Here is a 16,000-nt window from a genome sequence, read left to right on the forward strand (position 1 = left end):
TTGCCGTACTCGCTGCACTGTCTGCGGCCCCGCTCACTTACCTTCACGTTCTCGTGTCTAATGCTTTTGGAACTATGCCTCCACTATAGATGATCTGGAACGAATATCTCGCCAGCCCGAATCACTTGGCCCGGATCATGGTGCCGACGCCGGCGTCGGTGAGGATTTCCAGCAGCAGCGCGTGCGAGACGCGGCCGTCGATGATGTGCACCGAGTTGACACCGTTCTTGGCGGCGTCGAGCGCGGAGCTGATCTTGGGCAGCATGCCGCCGTGGATGGTGCCGTCGGCGAACAGCGCCTCGACGCTCTCGGCGGTGAGGCCGGTGAGCAGTTTGCCGTTCTTGTCCAGCACGCCCGGGGTGTTGGTCATCAGCACCAGCTTCTCGGCGCTGAGGGTTTCGGCCAACTTGCCGGCCACCAGGTCGGCATTGATGTTGTAGGCCTCGCCGTCGCTGCCGACACCGATCGGTGCGATCACCGGGATGAAGTCCTGCGAGTCGAGCAGCGACACCAGCGCCGGATCGATCACGTCGATTTCGCCGACGCGGCCGATGTCGATCTGCTCGCCCTCGCCTTCGCCCTTGAGGAACAGCTTGTGGGCGCGGATGAAGTGGCCGTCCTTGCCGGTCAGACCCACGGCCTTGCCGCCGTGCTGGTTGATCAGCGAGACGATTTCCTTGTTGACCTGGCCGCCCAGCACCATTTCCACCACGTCCATGGTTTCCTGGTCGGTGACGCGCATGCCCTGGATGAACTCGCCGTGCTTGCCGACGCGTTCCAGCATGTCGTTGATCTGCGGGCCGCCGCCATGCACTACCACCGGGTTCAGGCCAACCAGCTTCAGCAGCACCACGTCCTTGGCGAAGTCCTCCTTCAGCTTGTCGTCGGTCATCGCGTTGCCGCCGTACTTGATCACGATGGTCTTGTCGTTGAAGCGGCGGATGTAGGGCAGCGCCTCGGCGAGGATGAGCGCCTTCTCGGTGGCGGATACGGTCACGTGCGGTCTCCTGGGTAAGGGGATACGGGAAGTGTTGCATTGTAATCAATCACGTTGCTGAACTGTTATTTATTAATTGCCAGCCGCGCCCGCGCTTAGTACATTTGCATCCCGCTACTGAACAACCATTCAGCAATCACCATGACCGAAGCCACCCTGCCGCGCTGGCAGCGCAAGAAAGACGCCCGACCGTCGGAAATTCTCGACGCCGCCCTGAGCCTGTTCGTCGAGAAGGGTTTTCGCGCCACCAAGATGGAAGACATCGCGCGCGCCGCCAACGTCACCAAGGGCACGCCCTACCTCTATTTCCAGAACAAGGAGGAAATCTTCAAGGCGGTGATCCAGGTCAACCTGTCGTCGCGCTTCGCCGAACTCGCCGAGATTGAACGGCAGCACAGCGGCAGCGCCGCCGAGCTGTTGCAGCAGCTGATGTTCAAGTGGTGGGACGAGGTGGGCTGCACCGAGCTGGCGGGCATCTGCAAGCTGGTGATCGCCGAGGCCACCAACTTCCCCGAACTCACGCAGTTCTACGCCGCCGAGGTGATCCAGCCCAGCCTCACCATGGTCGGCCGCATCCTGCAGCGCGGCATCGCCAACGGGGAATTCCGTGCGGTGCCGATCGAGAGCGCCACCGACGCCCTGCTGGCGCCGCTGGTGCTGGCGATGACCTGGGCGCACTCGTTCGGCAAGGTGGTCCCGGAGGGGGCCGGTTATTCCTACAAGAATTCGCGCCATCACCTGGCCGAGGCCCTCGACCTGGTCCTCAACGGCCTGTGCGTCCCCGGCAAGAACAACAACTAAGCAAGGTCCAACACGATGAAGACACCTCACTCACGCTGGCTCCTCACCGCCCTGGCGGTGCTCGGGCTCGCCGCCTGCAGCAAGGACGCGGCGGTACAGGAAGATATCCGCCCGGTGCGTTACGTCACCGCCAGCGACAACGCTTCCCTGCCTGGCGCCAGCTTTGCCGGCGACATCCGTGCCCGACAGGAAACGCCGCTGGCCTTCCGCGTCGGCGGCAAGATCGCGCAACGCCTGGTGAACACCGGCGAGCGGGTGAAGAAGGGACAGATTCTGGCCCGGCTCGACGCCAACGACTACCAACTCGATCTCACGGCCAAACAGGCCCAGCTCGCCGCCGCCCGCTCCGATCTGGAGCAGCAGCAAACCGACCTCAAGCGCTCGCAGGAACTGCTGGGCAAGCAGTTCATCAGCCAGGCCCAGGTCGATCGCCAGCAGAACGCCGTCAACGCCGCGCGCGCCAGACTGCAGCAGGCCCAGGCCCAACTGGCCGGCAGCCGCAACCAGAACAGCTACGCCACGCTCGTCGCCGACGCCGACGGCGTGATCGGCAGCGTCAGCGCCGAGGCCGGCCAGGTGGTCTCCGCCGGCCAGCCGGTGCTGAGGCTGGCCATGGACGGTCCGCGCGAAGTCGCCATCCAGGTGCCGGAAAACGCCCTGGCGGCGCTGCGGGCGGCCAAGGCGCTTCAGGTGAAGCTGTGGGCCGACGGCCAGACCTTCAACGGCACCCTGCGCGAGCTGGCGGCCGACGCCGACCCCGCCACTCGCACCTACGCCGCCCGCATCAGCCTCGACGGCGCCAACGCCGGGCTGGCGCTGGGCATGAGTGCCAGCGTGACGCTGCCGGCACCGTCGCAAGAGCACAAGCTGCAGCTGCCGCTCTCCGCCCTGCTCGACCAGGATGGCCGGCACTACGTCTGGGTGATCGACCCCAAGAGCCACAAGGTTGGCCGAAGAGAGGTCAGCGTGCAGGGCATCGACGCCAGCGTTGCCCGCGTCAGTGGCGCGCTGCGCGCGGGAGAACAGGTGGTGAGCGCCGGCGTGCACTTGCTGCGCGACGGTCAGCAGGTCCGCCTGCTCCAGCCTTGAGGTGCCCGGCATGAAACAACGACTCAACCTGTCCGAGTGGGCGCTCAAGCACCAGGCGCTGGTGCTGTATTTGATGATCACCCTGATGCTGGCCGGCGCCTGGGCCTATACCCAGCTGGGGCAGAAGGAAGACCCGTCGTTCACCTTCAAGGCGATGATGGTCAAGGTGGTGTGGCCCGGCGCCAGCGCCAGCGGGATGGAACAGCAGGTCACCGACAAGCTGGAGCAGAAGCTGCAGGAGCTGGGCGATCTGGAATACGTCAAGAGCTTCACCAAACCCGGCGAAGCGCAGCTGCTGCTCAACCTGCGCGAAGGCATCGCACCGGAGAAGGTGCCGGAACAGTGGTACCAGGTGCGCAAGAAGCTCGGCGACATCCGCCAGAACCTGCCTGCCGACCTGAAAGGCCCGTTCTTCAACGACGAATTCGGCGACACCTTCGGCAACATCCTCGCCTTCAGCGGCGACGGCTTCAGCCCCGAGGAGCTGCGCCGCTACGCCGACCGCACCCGCCAGGAAGTACTGCGCCTGGCCGACGTCGGCAAGGTCGACATCGTCGGCGAGCAGCCGGAGCGCATCTACGTCGACCTCTCCACCAGCCGGCTCGCCACGCTGGGGCTCGACACCCGCACCGTCTGGAACGCGCTGGCCGAACAGAACGCGGTCACCCCGGCCGGGGTGTTCGAGACCGCCGGCGAGCGTATCTGGGTGCGCCCGAGCGGCGCCTACGACACGCTGGAGGCAGTGCGCAGCACTCCGCTCACGGTCAACGGCCAGAGCTTCCGCCTCGCCGACATCGCCACCGTGCACCGTGCCTTCGTGACGCCGCCCAGCTTCAGCATGCGCTTCAACGGCAAACCGGCGCTGGGACTCGCCATCAGCATGAAGGACGGTGGCGACGTGCTGCGCCTGGGCCGCGACCTCGACCAGCTGATGGTACGGGTCAAGGCGGCGCTGCCGCTCGGCGTGGAGATCGCGCCGGTGTCGGACCAGCCCAAGGTGGTGGAGCACTCGATCAGCGAGTTCATGCATTCGTTGATCGAGGCGGTGGTCATCGTGCTGGCAGTCAGCTTCTTCAGCCTGGGCTGGCGCTCGGGCGTGGTGGTGGCGCTGTCGATTCCGCTGGTGCTGGCGATGACCTTCCTCTCCATGTACTTCTTCAACATCGACCTGCAGCGTATCTCGCTGGGCTCGCTGATCATCGCGCTCGGCCTGCTGGTGGACGACGCCATCATCGCGGTGGAGATGATGGCGCTGAAGCTGGAACAGGGCTGGAACCGCTACCAGGCGGCCACCTTCGCCTACACCAGCACCGCCTTCCCGATGCTCACCGGCACGCTGATCACCGCCGCCACCTTCCTGCCGGTGGGGCTCGCCAAGTCCAACGCCGGCGAATACGTGTTCAGCCTGTTCGCCGTGGTCGGGCTGGCGCTGCTGCTGTCGTGGGTGGTGGCGGTGATCTTCACCCCCTACCTCGGCTTCAAGCTGTTGCCGACGTTCAAGGCCGAGGGCGAGCACGCCGACGTCTACCACAAGCCGTTCTACCGGCGCTTCCGCAGCGTGCTGGAATGGTGTCTGGACCATCGCAAGACGGTGATCGCCGGTACGCTGGCGCTGTTCCTGCTCTCGCTGGGCGCGTTCAAGCTGTTCGTGCAGCAACAGTTCTTCCCCTCCTCCAACCGGGTGGAACTGCTGGTCGACCTGTGGCTGCCGCAGGGCGCCAGCTACCAGGCCACCGAGCACGAGACGAAGAAGCTGGAGGCGATGTTCGCCCGCCACGCTGGCGTCAGCAGCATCACCAGCTACGTCGGCGGCGGCTCGCCGCGCTTCTACCTGCCGCTCGACCAGCAGATGCCGCACCTCAACTACGCCCAGCTGATGATCATGACCAAGGACGAGAAGGTGCGCGAAACGGTCAGGCGCGACCTGGAGCACGCCTTCGACACCGACTTCCCCACGCTGCGCGGACGCGTGATCCGGCTGGAAAACGGGCCGCCGGTAGGCTATCCGGTACAGTATCGGGTGATGGGCGAGCGCCATGAGGAAGTCAAACGCATCGCCGCTCGCCTGGAGGCCCTGCTGCGCAGCCAGCCCGGCACGCGCCAGGTCAACAACGACTGGGGCGAGCAGATCAAGTCGCTGCGCCTGGTGATCGACCAGGACCGCGCCCGCGCTTTGGGCGTGTCGACCCAGAGCCTGGGCCGGCAACTGCAGCTCTTGATCTCCGGCGCCGCCGTGACCGAGTTGCGCGAGGGCGACCGCACCATCGCCGTCGAAGCGCGCCTCAACCCGGCCGAAAAGACCGACGTCGCCGGCCTGGGTAACCTGATGGTGCAGGCCGCGAACGGGCGCTTCGTCCCGGTGTCGCAGCTCGCGCGTATCGAGTATCAGCCGGAGGAGAGCATCATCTGGCGCCGCAACCACCTGCCGACGGTGACGGTACGCGCCGACACCGCCGACGGCGTGCAGGCAGCGGACGTGGTGCAGGCGCTGGCCCCCCGTCTCAAGCAACTGGAAGCCACGCTGCCGCTGGGCTATCACATCGAGATGGGGGGCTCGGTCGAATCCAGCGTGAAATCGCAGCAGGCCATCGCCAAGGTGGCGCCGCTGATGATCGTGGTGGTGCTGACCCTGTTGATGTTGCAGCTGCAGAGTTTCCAGCGCACGCTGATGGTGGTGCTCACCGCGCCGCTCGGCATGATCGGCGTGACGCTGACGCTGATTGCCTTCCGGGCTCCGTTCGGCTTCGTGGCGATGCTGGGGGTGATCGCGCTGTCGGGCATGATCATGCGCAACTCGGTTATTCTGGTGGACCAGATCGAGCATGACATCGGCGAGGGCATCGAGCGCTGGGAGGCCGTGGTCGGTTCCACCCTGCGCCGCTTCCGCCCCATCATGCTGACCGCGCTGGCGGCGATCCTGGCGATGATTCCGCTGACGCGCAGCACCTTCTGGGGGCCGATGGCGGTGGCCATCATGGGCGGGCTGCTGGTGGCGACGGTGCTGACCCTGCTGTTCCTGCCCGCGCTGTACGCGCAGTGGTTCAAGGTGCGGCGCCCCGTGCCGCGAGCCCAGGACAGCGGCGCGCGCGACACGCTAGAGACGCCCGGCACGGCGCCGCAGCCGGCAGGTGCCGAGGCATGACGATCATGACATTCCTCGGCCCGGGAGGAGCCCGCCGCACCGTTGCCGGCGCGGCGGCCCCGAACCAGAACGACATCATCCGGAACAGGCTCCGGCAACAGCCTTTGACGAGAAGAGCAATGACATCACGCATCCGTACCCTGACCGCTGTGCTGATCGCCGCCGCGGCGCTGCCGGCCCAGGCCTTCGACCTGATGGAGGCCTGGCAGCAGGCCCGCGGCTACGACGCGTCCTTCGCCGCGGCCGGCTACGACCGCGACGCCGGCCACGAAAAAGCGCCGCAGGGCCGGGCCGGGCTGCTGCCGCAGGTGGCGCTGAGCGCCGACTACAGCCGCACCAACCTGATCCAGCCCTCTGTCGCGGGCGGCAGTTTTTCCACGCACGGCGTCGGCGTGCAGCTGACGCAGCCCGTGTTCGACGTCAGCAAGTACACCGGCTACCAGAAGGGCAAGACCAGCAGCGCCCTGGCCGACACCCGCTTCGCCGCGAGCGAGCAGCAGCTGATCGTCGACGTAGCGCAAGCCTACTTCAACCTGTTGCTGGCGCAGGACACGCTAGCCTCCACCCAGGCCACCAAGAAGGCCTTCGCCAGCCAGCTGGAACAGGCCAAGACCGCGTTCGAGGTCGGCACCGCCACCATCACCGACACCCACGAGGCACAGGCCGGCTACGACGGCGCGGTGGCGCAGGAAATCCTGGCCGAGAGCGATCTCGAGATCAAGCGCAACGCCCTGCGCCGCCTCACCGGGCTCGATCCGCTCGCGGTGCAGGCCGTCACGCCGATACTGCCGCTGGATCAGCCCACCAACGTCGGCCTCGACGGCTGGATCGCCCAAGCGCTGGCCAATAACCTCGACATCAAGGCGCAGGAGCAGAACCTGGCGCTGGCCAGCCAGGACCTGACCGAGAAACGCGGGCAGCACCTGCCGGTGGTGTCGCTCACCGCCGGCTACAAGGACAGCACCGACAACAGCACCCTCCCCGCACACACCCGGGCGTCCTCGGTCGGGCTGCAGCTGACGCTGCCGCTGTACGCCGGCGGCGGCATCAACTCGCGCGTACGCGAAGCGGCCGCCAACGAGAACAGCGCCAGGGACAAGCTGGAAGCGACGCGCCGCCAGGTGCGCGAGCAGGTGCGCCAGGCCTATCTGGGCGTCACCAGCGGGGCGGCCCTGGTCAAGGCGCAGCAACAGTTGCTGGTCTCGGCCAAGAGCAAGCTCGACTCCACCCGGCTTGGCAAGGAGGTCGGCGTGCGCACCAACCTCGACCTGCTGCAGGCCGAGCAGGAGTACTACAACGACCAGACCCAGCTCGCCAAGGCACGCTACAACTATCTGCTCGCCAAGCTGCAGCTGGCGCAGGCCGCCGGCCAGCTGGGACCGCAGCAACTGGCCGAGGTCAACGCCTACATCGTGCGCTGAGCCTCACGGTCCATGGGCGGGCCCGGCGTGCCGGCGTGATGAACAGGCCGGCGGTGCGGTGGCCCCAGCCCTGGCACAGCGCGATGCCCCGATTTGTTTAGCGCCGCCAGGCACGGCGGCCGGTCCTGCCCAGCACCACCGCCGGCGTGCCTGCGCCGTGGCACGATTCGAGCACAGCCCGACCGGCTTGGCTCAGGCCCGGCCTTGGCCCTATCGAAACAAACACTTACCCTCCCCCACTCGCCCTCCGGCCGGCTCCCCCCGGCCGATTTTCGTTGGCGGCAGCGCAACACTCGCGCTGCCCTGCCGTTTAATTTATTAAGTACAACGTAGCTTTTTAATAAACACCCGTCTAGAATTTGCTCAACCCGTGCTGCTCGCCGGGCCCAGACCGATTCAGCAGAGCGGCCCACGACGACGGCGCACGCCGCTGTCGCCGCAGGGCCCCCGGCATGGACCCGTAGAGACCACCCCACACAGCCCGACACTCAGGCACAGAACACAGGAGAGACCTCATGAGCAACCAACAACTGCAGCAACGCAAAGCCGCCGCCACTCCGCGCGGTGTCGGCGTGATGTGCGGCTTCTACGCCGAACGCGCCAAGAACGCCGAGCTGTGGGACGTGGAAGGCAACCGCTACATCGATTTCGCCGGCGGCATCGGCGTACTGAATACCGGTCACCTTCACGACAAGGTGCAGGCTGCCGTGGCCGAGCAGTTGAACAAGTTCAGCCACACCTGCTACCAGGTTGTCCCCTACGAGCTCTACGTCGAGGTGGCCGAGCAGCTCAACGCCCTGACCCCGGGCAACTATGCCAAGAAGACCGCGTTCTTCTCCACCGGCGCCGAAGCCGTGGAAAACGCCATCAAGGTGGCACGCGCCGCCACCGGGCGCTCCGGCGTGATCGCCTTCGGCGGCGGCTTCCACGGCCGCACCATGATGGGCATGGCGCTGACCGGCAAGGTCGCGCCGTACAAGATCGGCTTCGGTCCGTTCCCGGCCGACATCTACCACGGCCTCTACCCGAATGCGCTGCACGGCGTGTCGATCGCCGACTCGCTGACCAGCCTCGAGCGCCTGTTCAAGTACGACATCGAGCCGTCGCGCGTCGCCGCCATCATCTTCGAACCGGTTCAGGGCGAAGGCGGCTTCGTGCCGGCCCCGGCCGAGTGGGTGAAAGCCCTGCGCGCGCTGTGCGACCAGCACGGCATCCTGCTGATCGCCGACGAGGTGCAGGCCGGCTTCGCCCGTACCGGCAAGCTGTTCGCGATGGAACACTTCGGCGTGGCGCCCGACCTGATGACGCTGGCCAAGTCGCTGGCCGGCGGCTTCCCGCTGGCCGCGCTGGTGGGCAAGGCCGAACTGATGGATGCCCCGGCCCCGGGCGGCCTGGGTGGCACCTACGCCGGCAGCCCGCTGGCGCTGGCGGCGGCCAAGGCCGTAATCGGCGTGATCCAGGAAGAAAAGCTGCTGGAGCGTGCCAACCGTCTGGGCGAGGAACTGAAGGAAAAACTGCACGGTCTGAAGCAGGCCGTACCGCAGATCGCCGAAGTGCGTGGTCTGGGTGCGATGATCGCTGTCGAATTCAACAAGCCGGGCAGCCACGAGCCGGATGCCGAGTTCACCAAGAAGGTGCAGCAGAAGGCGCTGGAATCGGGCCTGATCCTGCTGACCTGCGGCACCTACGCCAACGTGGTGCGTTTCCTGTTCCCGCTGACCATCGAGGACAGCGTGTTCCAGGAAGCGCTGGCCAAGCTCGACGCCGCCCTGCGCGCCTGAGCCGTCCCGCCCTTCGGCCAACCCGTTGAGGTTGGCCGAAGCGTCCCGCACACGGAGAACATGATGCTGAACCTGAAAGACCCGTCGCTGCTCAAGCAGCAGTGCTACATCAACGGTGAGTGGCTGGACGCCGACAACGGCGAAACCATCCCGGTGACCAACCCCGCCACCGGCGAGACCATCGCCCACGTGCCGAAAATGGGCCGTGCCGAGGCCGAGCGCGCCGTCGCCGCAGCCGCCGAAGCGTTCAAGAGCTGGAAGAAAAAGTCCGCCAAGGAACGCGCCAACCTGCTGCGCAAATGGTTCGACCTGATGATGGCCAACCAGGAAGACCTCGGCGTGATCCTGACCGCAGAGCAGGGCAAGCCGCTTGCCGAAGCCAAGGGCGAAGTCGCCTACGGCGCCAGCTACATCGAGTGGTACGCCGAGGAAGCCAAGCGCATTTACGGCGACACCATTCCGTCCACCGGCGCCGACAAGCGCGTCCTGGTGACCAAGGAGCCGATCGGCGTCACCGCCGCGATCACGCCGTGGAACTTCCCCAACGCCATGATCACGCGCAAAGCCGCTCCGGCCATGGCCGCCGGCTGCCCGATGGTGGTACGCCCGGCCAGCCAGACACCGCTGTCGGCACTGGCCATCGCCGAGCTAGCACACCGCGCTGGCATCCCGGCAGGCGTGTTCTCGGTCATTACCGGCGGCTCCAGCGAGATCGGCGCCGTCCTGACCGGCTCCGACACGGTGAAGAAATTCTCCTTCACCGGCTCCACCGAAGTGGGCCGTAAGCTGATCGCGCAGTGTGCCGATACGGTGAAGAAAGTGTCGATGGAACTGGGCGGCAACGCGCCGTTCATCGTGTTCGACGACGCCGACCTCGACGCCGCGGTCGAAGGCGCGATGATTTCCAAGTACCGCAACGCCGGCCAGACCTGCGTGTGCGCCAACCGCATCCTGGTGCAGGACGGCGTGTACGACGCCTTCGCCGAGAAATTCGCCGCCGCCGTCGCCAAGCTGCAGGTCGGTAACGGCCTCGAAGCCGGCGTGACGCAAGGCCCGATGATCGATATGAACGCGGTGGCCAAGGTGGAAGAGCACATTGCCGACGCACTGGCCAAGGGCGGCAAGCTGGTCGCCGGCGGCAAGCGCCACGCCCTGGGCCACAGCTTCTTCGAGCCGACCGTGATCACCGGCGTGACGCCGCAGATGAAGGTCGCCAAGGAAGAGACCTTCGGCCCGCTGGCCCCGCTGTTCCGCTTCAAGACCGAAGAAGAAGCGATCCAGATGGCCAACGATACCGAGTTCGGCCTGGCGTCGTACTTCTACGCGCGCGACATCGGCCGCATCTTCCGCGTCTCCGAAGGCCTGGAATACGGCATGGTGGCCGTCAACAGCGGCATCCTCTCCAACGAAGCCGCGCCGTTCGGCGGCGTGAAGCAGTCCGGCCTGGGCCGCGAAGGCTCCAAGTACGGCATCGAAGACTATCTGGAAATCAAGTATGTGCTGCTGGGCGGCATCGACCGCTGATTGAAATGTAAGACCCTGTCAGGTGTGAAGCGAATTAGGGCCGGCTGAGACCGGCCCCTTTTTTTGCCGGTTGGCCGAACGACAGGCTTCGGCCAACCTTGGTGCCACCGCCCGGCCTCAGTGCAGCCGCGCCACCCGCTCCGACAGCGGAATCCCCGCCTCCTTGAGGCAGGAAGCGAGGTCGTGGAACGACAACTCGCGATCGGGCGCCACGTCCGGCACCAGCATCCACGGCGTGTGGGCCAGGACCTCCTCGCTGCCCTTCAGCTTGAGGCCGACGTCGTAGCCCTGCAGCTCGGGCTGATATTCCGCCACGGCTTCCAGCTCCTGCAGGCCGCCCTGGCCAGCCGCCACCAGCGCCACCGTCATGCCCAGGCGCTTGCGGTTCCAGGCCTGCACCCCGGCGGACAACGCCTCCCACCAAGGCAGCGGCGTGAACAGTTCGGCCTCGCCGTACTCCATCTCGCTGGCGATGGCCTGCTGTACCACCGGCATGGTCAGCTCCAGCGCCTTGCGCCCGAGCTGACGCACGCGCTCCACGGTCAGCACGCCGCGTTCGACGATGAACGGAATCCACGCCAGCACCAGCTGCGGCTGCTGGGTCTTGCGCGCCGCCTCGAAGGTGGCGCGCGCCGGCTCCGGCTCGACCGGGGCGAAATCGCAGCCGCTGTCCATCACCGGCGCCAGGTGCACCAGGTTCTGGCAGGAGCGCTCGTTGAGCATGTCGAGCGTGAAGATGGTCGGCGACACCCACAGAATGGCCTGCGACGGCACGTCCAGCGCATCCGCCAACACCCCCTCGATGCGCTCCAGCAACGGGAAGTGCCACCACACCCCGCCCTGCGCACGCGAAAACGCCAGCGGCAGCGCCCACAGCTCGAACGACACGCTGCTGCCGTCCTGGCGCACCACCTCCGGGAAGGCGATGCAGTCGCGCGCGGTATCGACCAGCAGCTGGCGCGCCGGTACCTCGCCCTGCAACGCCAGCTGGGCCTCGGTGAACACCGCCTGGTCGCCACCCGCCAACGCCATCTGCACGTCGGCGGAGAGCTGCACCCGGCGCACCGGGTCGGCCACCGCGGCCAGGGCGGTTTCGGCCAGGGCACGGATCGCGCGCGCGCGCTCGGCCGGCGGCAGCGGCTCACTCGGCCCAACCCGAATCTCGCGCGCCTTCGGCCCCATGTCGCGCTCGTTGTAGACCTGCTGCAGGCGCTGATAGACCGTCATCGCCTCGTCGCAGATGGACTGCAGGCGCGCGGCGCTGGGCACCTCGTCGCGGAAGGAAAAATCGAACAGCCTAAAACCGCTGTTGCAGACGTAATGAGTCAGCTGCTCCTCGTCGTCGAACAGCACGGCGCTGGCAAACTCGGTGCTATTGCGGCCGGCGAACGGCGTCATGTCGTTGCCGACCAGGCGGCAGACGAAGGCGGGCGATCCGGTGTGGACCACGTACTCCCACGGCTCCAGTCCGGCCTCGTCCACGGCGTCGCCGAAAATGAAGCGGCTGGGCGGCTGCGGCTCGCCCTTGATGCGGGCATTGCGGGGATGGGGTTTCATCGGTCTCTACATCGATCTGCGGAATAAACAGTACATTTTACCCCGAGCCGAGCCCCCGGTGAAACCTATCGACCCCGCCAGCCCGCTCGCTCAGCGTGCCGTTCCCGCCACCACCAGCGCCGCCATCCGTGCCGCGCCGGCGTCGCCGCTCGCCGACAGCCCGGCGGCCACGCCAGCCCGGTTGGCCTCAGCCTGGTTTTGGCTTGCCTTCCATTTGCCTTCGAGCCGGCTGATCACGATCTCGATGCCGACCACCGCCGCCAGCAGCTTGTCGATGTAGTCGTCCGGGGCATCGCTCAACTGCCAGGGCGACGCCATGCCGGCCTCGTGCTCGGCCGTCAGCAGCGTCAGTTGCTCGCGCAGCCAGTCTCGGTCGTCGATCACGCGCAGCCGGCCATAGGCGTGCACCGCCACGTAGTTCCAGGTCGGCACCGCCTTGCCGTCCGTGCGCTTGCTCGGATACCAGCCCGGCGACACATAGGCGTCGGGTCCGTGGAATACCGCCAGTACCTCGCACTCCCCCGTGACGTTGCGCCACAAGGGGTTGGCACGCGCGACATGGCCGCGCAGGCAGCCCGACGGGGCCGGCTCGGGCGACCACCGCAGCGGGATGTGGTTGGCCTCGAGCCCCGCCGCCGTCGACGCGACCAGCGTGGCCAACGGCGCCAAGCGCATCAGCTCGTGCATGGCCTCCGAGCTCGGGGCCTCGAAATGTTTGGGCAGGTACATCTCACGCCTCCCGGCTATCCAGCTTGAAGCGCAGGTGCTGCCGCACCGCCGGCCACTCCTGGTCGATGATCGAGAACACCACGGTGTCGCGGTAAACGCCGTCGCCCAGCAGTTGGTGATTGCGCAGAATGCCGTCCTGCTTGGCCCCGAGCCGGGCGATCGCCGCACGCGACGCCTGGTTCATCCAGCTGGTGCGAAACTCCACCGCAATGCAGCCCAGCGTATCAAAGGCATGCGCGAGCAACATCGACTTGCACTCGGTATTGATCGCGGTGCGCTGCGCGCTCTGCGCGTACCAGGTCGAACCGATCTCGACGCGCCGTCGTTCCTGTTCGACATTCATGAAGGTGGTCATGCCGCACAACTCACCGCTGTCGAGGCGGCGCACCGCGAACGGCAGCATGCTCCCCTGCTCCCACAGCGTCAGACGGCGCTCGATCTCGGTGCGCATGCCGTCCGGGGTTGGAATCGCGGTATACCACAAACGCCACAACTCGCCGTCGCGGACCGCTGCCACCAGACCGTCGTGGTGCTCCAACGTCAACGGCTCCAGCCGGGCGTACCGTCCGTTCAAGGTGATCGGCTCACAGAACCTCATCGCGTACTCCCTTCAACCACGTATCAAAGCGCTTCACGATCCCTCCCTCAGCATGAGCAGGCTACAGGGCCACTCGGCACAGCATGCCGGGCCAACTCGCCGGCCACGGTCGCATAGCCATCGCGCTTCCACCAATCGATACCGCCGATCAGCTCGCGCACCTGAAAGCCCAGCTCGGCCAGCTTCAGCGCCCCCTTGGTCGAGGCGTTGCAGCCGATCCCGTCGCAGAATGCCACCAGCAACCGGTCACGTGGCAGGTCGGCGGAACTCTCCGCCGTCATCAAGCGGTGCGGCCGGCTGAGCGCACCGGGCAGGGTCTCGCGGGCATAGGCATCGGCCGAACGGGCGTCGATCAGCAACAGCGGTTCGCCGCGCTCAAGCATGGCGTAGACGTCGGCCGAATCGATCTCGTAAGCCAGCTTGGCCTCATAGAACGCGCATTGATCCATCAGCATCTCGGGCTCCTCATCTCAGGGTGGACATGACGTCAGGCTACAGGCAAAGTCATCCCATAAAAAGAACCACTTTTCCATTAATGAAGGAACCACCTTGAGCAGCGATTGGATCGTTGACGCCCTGCAGCAAGTCCTCCAACGCGAAGGCAGCGAAGCGCTGCACCGCCAGCTCTATCATCAGCTGCGCGACTGGATCCGCCAGGGACGCCTATCGGGCGGCAGCACCCTGCCCGCCTCGCGCCAGCTGGCGCGCAAGCTGCGACTGGGGCGCAACACCGTGCTCGCGGCCTACGACCAGCTGCAGGCCGAAGGCTACCTGGAGAGCCGGCACGGCTCGGGCACCTACGTCTCGGATGTCTTCACCGGGCGCGATGCACCGTCACCCGCGCCAGGAGCCCGCTTGCCCGGCCTCAGCCAGCGCGGCCAGCAATTGAGTCACCACAGCAATCTGCCGCAAGGCGTGCTCGGAGCCTTCGCACCGGGCATCCCGGCACTGGATGCCTTCCCGCAGCAGCAATGGCAACGTCTGCTGTCGCGCCACAACAAGCAGCCCTGCCTCGACTGGCTCGGCTACTGCCACGACGGCGGACTGCCGGCGCTGCGCGAGGTGTTGTGCGATTACCTGCGCCAGTCACGCTCGGTACTGTGCCGTCCGGAACAGATCGTGATCACTCAGGGCGCCCAGCAGGCATTGGAACTGTGCGCCCGCCTGCTGGCCGATCCGGGTGATACGGTCTGGCTGGAGGAACCCGGTTACGCCGGGGCGCAGGCGGCGATGACCGCCGCCGGCCTCGACGTCGTGCCGGTTCCGGTCGATGCAGAAGGCTTGAACCCGGCCCTGGCCCCTCCCTCACGCTCTCCCCGCCTGATCTACGTCACCCCGTCGCACCAATACCCCAGTGGCGTGGTAATGACGCTGGGACGGCGCCTGGAGTTGCTGAAGTTGGCCGAAGCCCACCGCAGCTGGATCGTCGAGGACGACTACGACAGCGAATTCCGCTACCACTCGCAGCCGCTCGCCTCGCTGCAGGGGCTGGCCAACGGTGGCGCCGTGATCTACCTCGGCACCTTCAGCAAGGTCATGTATCCCGGCCTGCGCCTGGGGTATCTGGTTCTGCCGGAAGCCCTGATCGATCCGTTCCGCGCCAGCTACGCCCGGTTATACCGCGAAGGGCATTACGCCATACAGGCAGCACTGGCCGACTTCATCGCCGAAGGCCACTTTGCGCGCCACATCCGGCGCATGCGCGAGCTCTACCAGATTCGCCAGACACTGCTGCGCGAAACACTGCACCAGCGCCTGGGTGAACAGCTGCCGCTCTCTCCCGGCGAGGCCGGCATGCACCTGGTCGCCAGCCTTCCGGATACGGTGAACGAGCAGCAATTGAGCACCGTCGCCGCACGCGAAGGGCTATGGCTGCGTCCGCTGGCACGGCATTTCTGGGGACCGGCCACACGACGGGGGCTGGTACTGGGATACGCCGGGGTGCCGGAAGCCGAGTTGTGCCGTGCAGCACGACGGATGGCGGAATTGCTCGAACAGGAAATGCAGCGCCAAGGCCGGTGATCCGGCCTTTTTCTTGCCATCAGCGGCAGGGGGAGTAACGCAGAGCCACCGCCACCCCAAGCGCCAGCGCGTCGGGGACACGGCGGGCGGCACGGGGTTTTGGCCGCGCCAAAGCAAAAAGCCCAGCTCGTAGTGAGCTGGGCTTTCTTGAGGGGAGTCTGGCGGTGTCCTACTTTCACACGGCAATGCCGCACTATCATCGGCGCTAAGGCGTTTCACGGTCCTGTTCGGGATGGGAAGGGGTGGGACCACCTCGCTAAGGCCGCCAGACATAAACTGTCAACAAACTAGAAGAAGCCTGGAAGCCGGTTGGCTTCCATTTCGAATTGGGTAATCGAT

General features: G+C 66.4%; 12 protein-coding genes and 1 rRNA gene. 7 read left to right on the forward strand and 6 right to left on the reverse strand.

What is annotated here, in order from left to right; genetic code table 11:
* Positions 1–121 precede the first annotated feature (121 nt).
* Positions 122–997 carry an acetylglutamate kinase gene (gene argB, locus B9N72_RS15365; RefSeq protein WP_085277183.1) on the reverse strand — a complete coding sequence of 292 codons (876 nt, stop codon included), beginning with the start codon at positions 995–997 and terminating at the stop codon, positions 122–124.
* A 141-nt stretch (positions 998–1,138) separates the two neighbouring features.
* On the opposite strand from argB, the gene B9N72_RS15370 reads away from it, so the two are divergent.
* The 6 genes from B9N72_RS15370 (at position 1,139) to gabD (ending at position 10,755) form a co-directional block, all read left to right on the forward strand.
* A complete protein-coding gene (locus tag B9N72_RS15370; RefSeq protein WP_085277184.1) occupies positions 1,139–1,798 on the forward strand; it encodes a TetR/AcrR family transcriptional regulator in 660 nt (219 codons plus the stop codon).
* 15 nt (positions 1,799–1,813) lie between these two features.
* On the forward strand, positions 1,814–2,887 hold the full coding sequence (locus B9N72_RS15375) for an efflux RND transporter periplasmic adaptor subunit (protein ID WP_085277185.1): 1,074 nt from the start codon (positions 1,814–1,816) through the stop codon (positions 2,885–2,887).
* 10 nt (positions 2,888–2,897) lie between these two features.
* Complete coding sequence (locus B9N72_RS15380; RefSeq protein ID WP_085277186.1) at positions 2,898–6,029, forward strand: efflux RND transporter permease subunit; 3,132 nt, start codon at positions 2,898–2,900, stop codon at positions 6,027–6,029.
* A gap of 119 nt (positions 6,030–6,148) precedes the next feature.
* Positions 6,149–7,450: a TolC family outer membrane protein gene (locus B9N72_RS15385; RefSeq protein ID WP_085277187.1), complete on the forward strand. Its 1,302-nt coding sequence runs from the start codon at positions 6,149–6,151 to the stop codon at positions 7,448–7,450.
* 515 nt (positions 7,451–7,965) lie between these two features.
* Entirely contained in the window at positions 7,966–9,231 is a 1,266-nt protein-coding gene (gene gabT / locus B9N72_RS15390) for a 4-aminobutyrate--2-oxoglutarate transaminase (RefSeq protein WP_085277188.1), read from the forward strand.
* Between the two features lie 63 nt (positions 9,232–9,294).
* Complete coding sequence (gene gabD / locus B9N72_RS15395) at positions 9,295–10,755, forward strand: NADP-dependent succinate-semialdehyde dehydrogenase (RefSeq protein WP_085277189.1); 1,461 nt, start codon at positions 9,295–9,297, stop codon at positions 10,753–10,755.
* Positions 10,756–10,872: 117 nt separating this feature from the next.
* Here the strand turns inward: gabD and B9N72_RS15400 are convergent, their stop codons facing one another.
* The 4 genes from B9N72_RS15400 to B9N72_RS15415 form a co-directional block, all read right to left on the reverse strand.
* The gene (locus B9N72_RS15400; protein WP_085277190.1) at positions 10,873–12,312 is read right to left on the reverse strand and encodes a hypothetical protein; all 1,440 of its coding nucleotides are present in this window, start codon (positions 12,310–12,312) and stop codon (positions 10,873–10,875) included.
* Between the two features lie 90 nt (positions 12,313–12,402).
* Positions 12,403–13,041 (reverse strand): FMN-binding negative transcriptional regulator, encoded by a 639-nt coding sequence (locus B9N72_RS15405; protein ID WP_085277191.1) that lies wholly within the window; start codon positions 13,039–13,041, stop codon positions 12,403–12,405.
* 1 nt (position 13,042) lies between these two features.
* Positions 13,043–13,639 carry a GNAT family N-acetyltransferase gene (locus B9N72_RS15410; protein WP_085277192.1) on the reverse strand — a complete coding sequence of 199 codons (597 nt, stop codon included), beginning with the start codon at positions 13,637–13,639 and terminating at the stop codon, positions 13,043–13,045.
* A gap of 47 nt (positions 13,640–13,686) precedes the next feature.
* Positions 13,687–14,094, reverse strand: a complete 408-nt coding sequence (locus B9N72_RS15415) for a rhodanese-like domain-containing protein (protein WP_085277193.1) — start codon at positions 14,092–14,094, stop codon at positions 13,687–13,689.
* 94 nt (positions 14,095–14,188) lie between these two features.
* Here B9N72_RS15415 and pdxR point away from each other — a divergent pair, with 94 nt between their 5' ends.
* Positions 14,189–15,661, forward strand: a complete 1,473-nt coding sequence (gene pdxR, locus B9N72_RS15420) for a MocR-like pyridoxine biosynthesis transcription factor PdxR (RefSeq protein ID WP_085277194.1) — start codon at positions 14,189–14,191, stop codon at positions 15,659–15,661.
* A gap of 156 nt (positions 15,662–15,817) precedes the next feature.
* Here pdxR and rrf read toward each other — a convergent pair.
* Positions 15,818–15,931, reverse strand: a 5S ribosomal RNA gene (gene rrf, locus B9N72_RS15425).
* Positions 15,932–16,000: the final 69 nt, after the last annotated feature.

The organism is Pseudogulbenkiania subflava DSM 22618 (assembly GCF_900177275.1).
Taxonomy (GTDB): Bacteria; Pseudomonadota; Gammaproteobacteria; order Burkholderiales; family Chromobacteriaceae; genus Pseudogulbenkiania; species Pseudogulbenkiania subflava.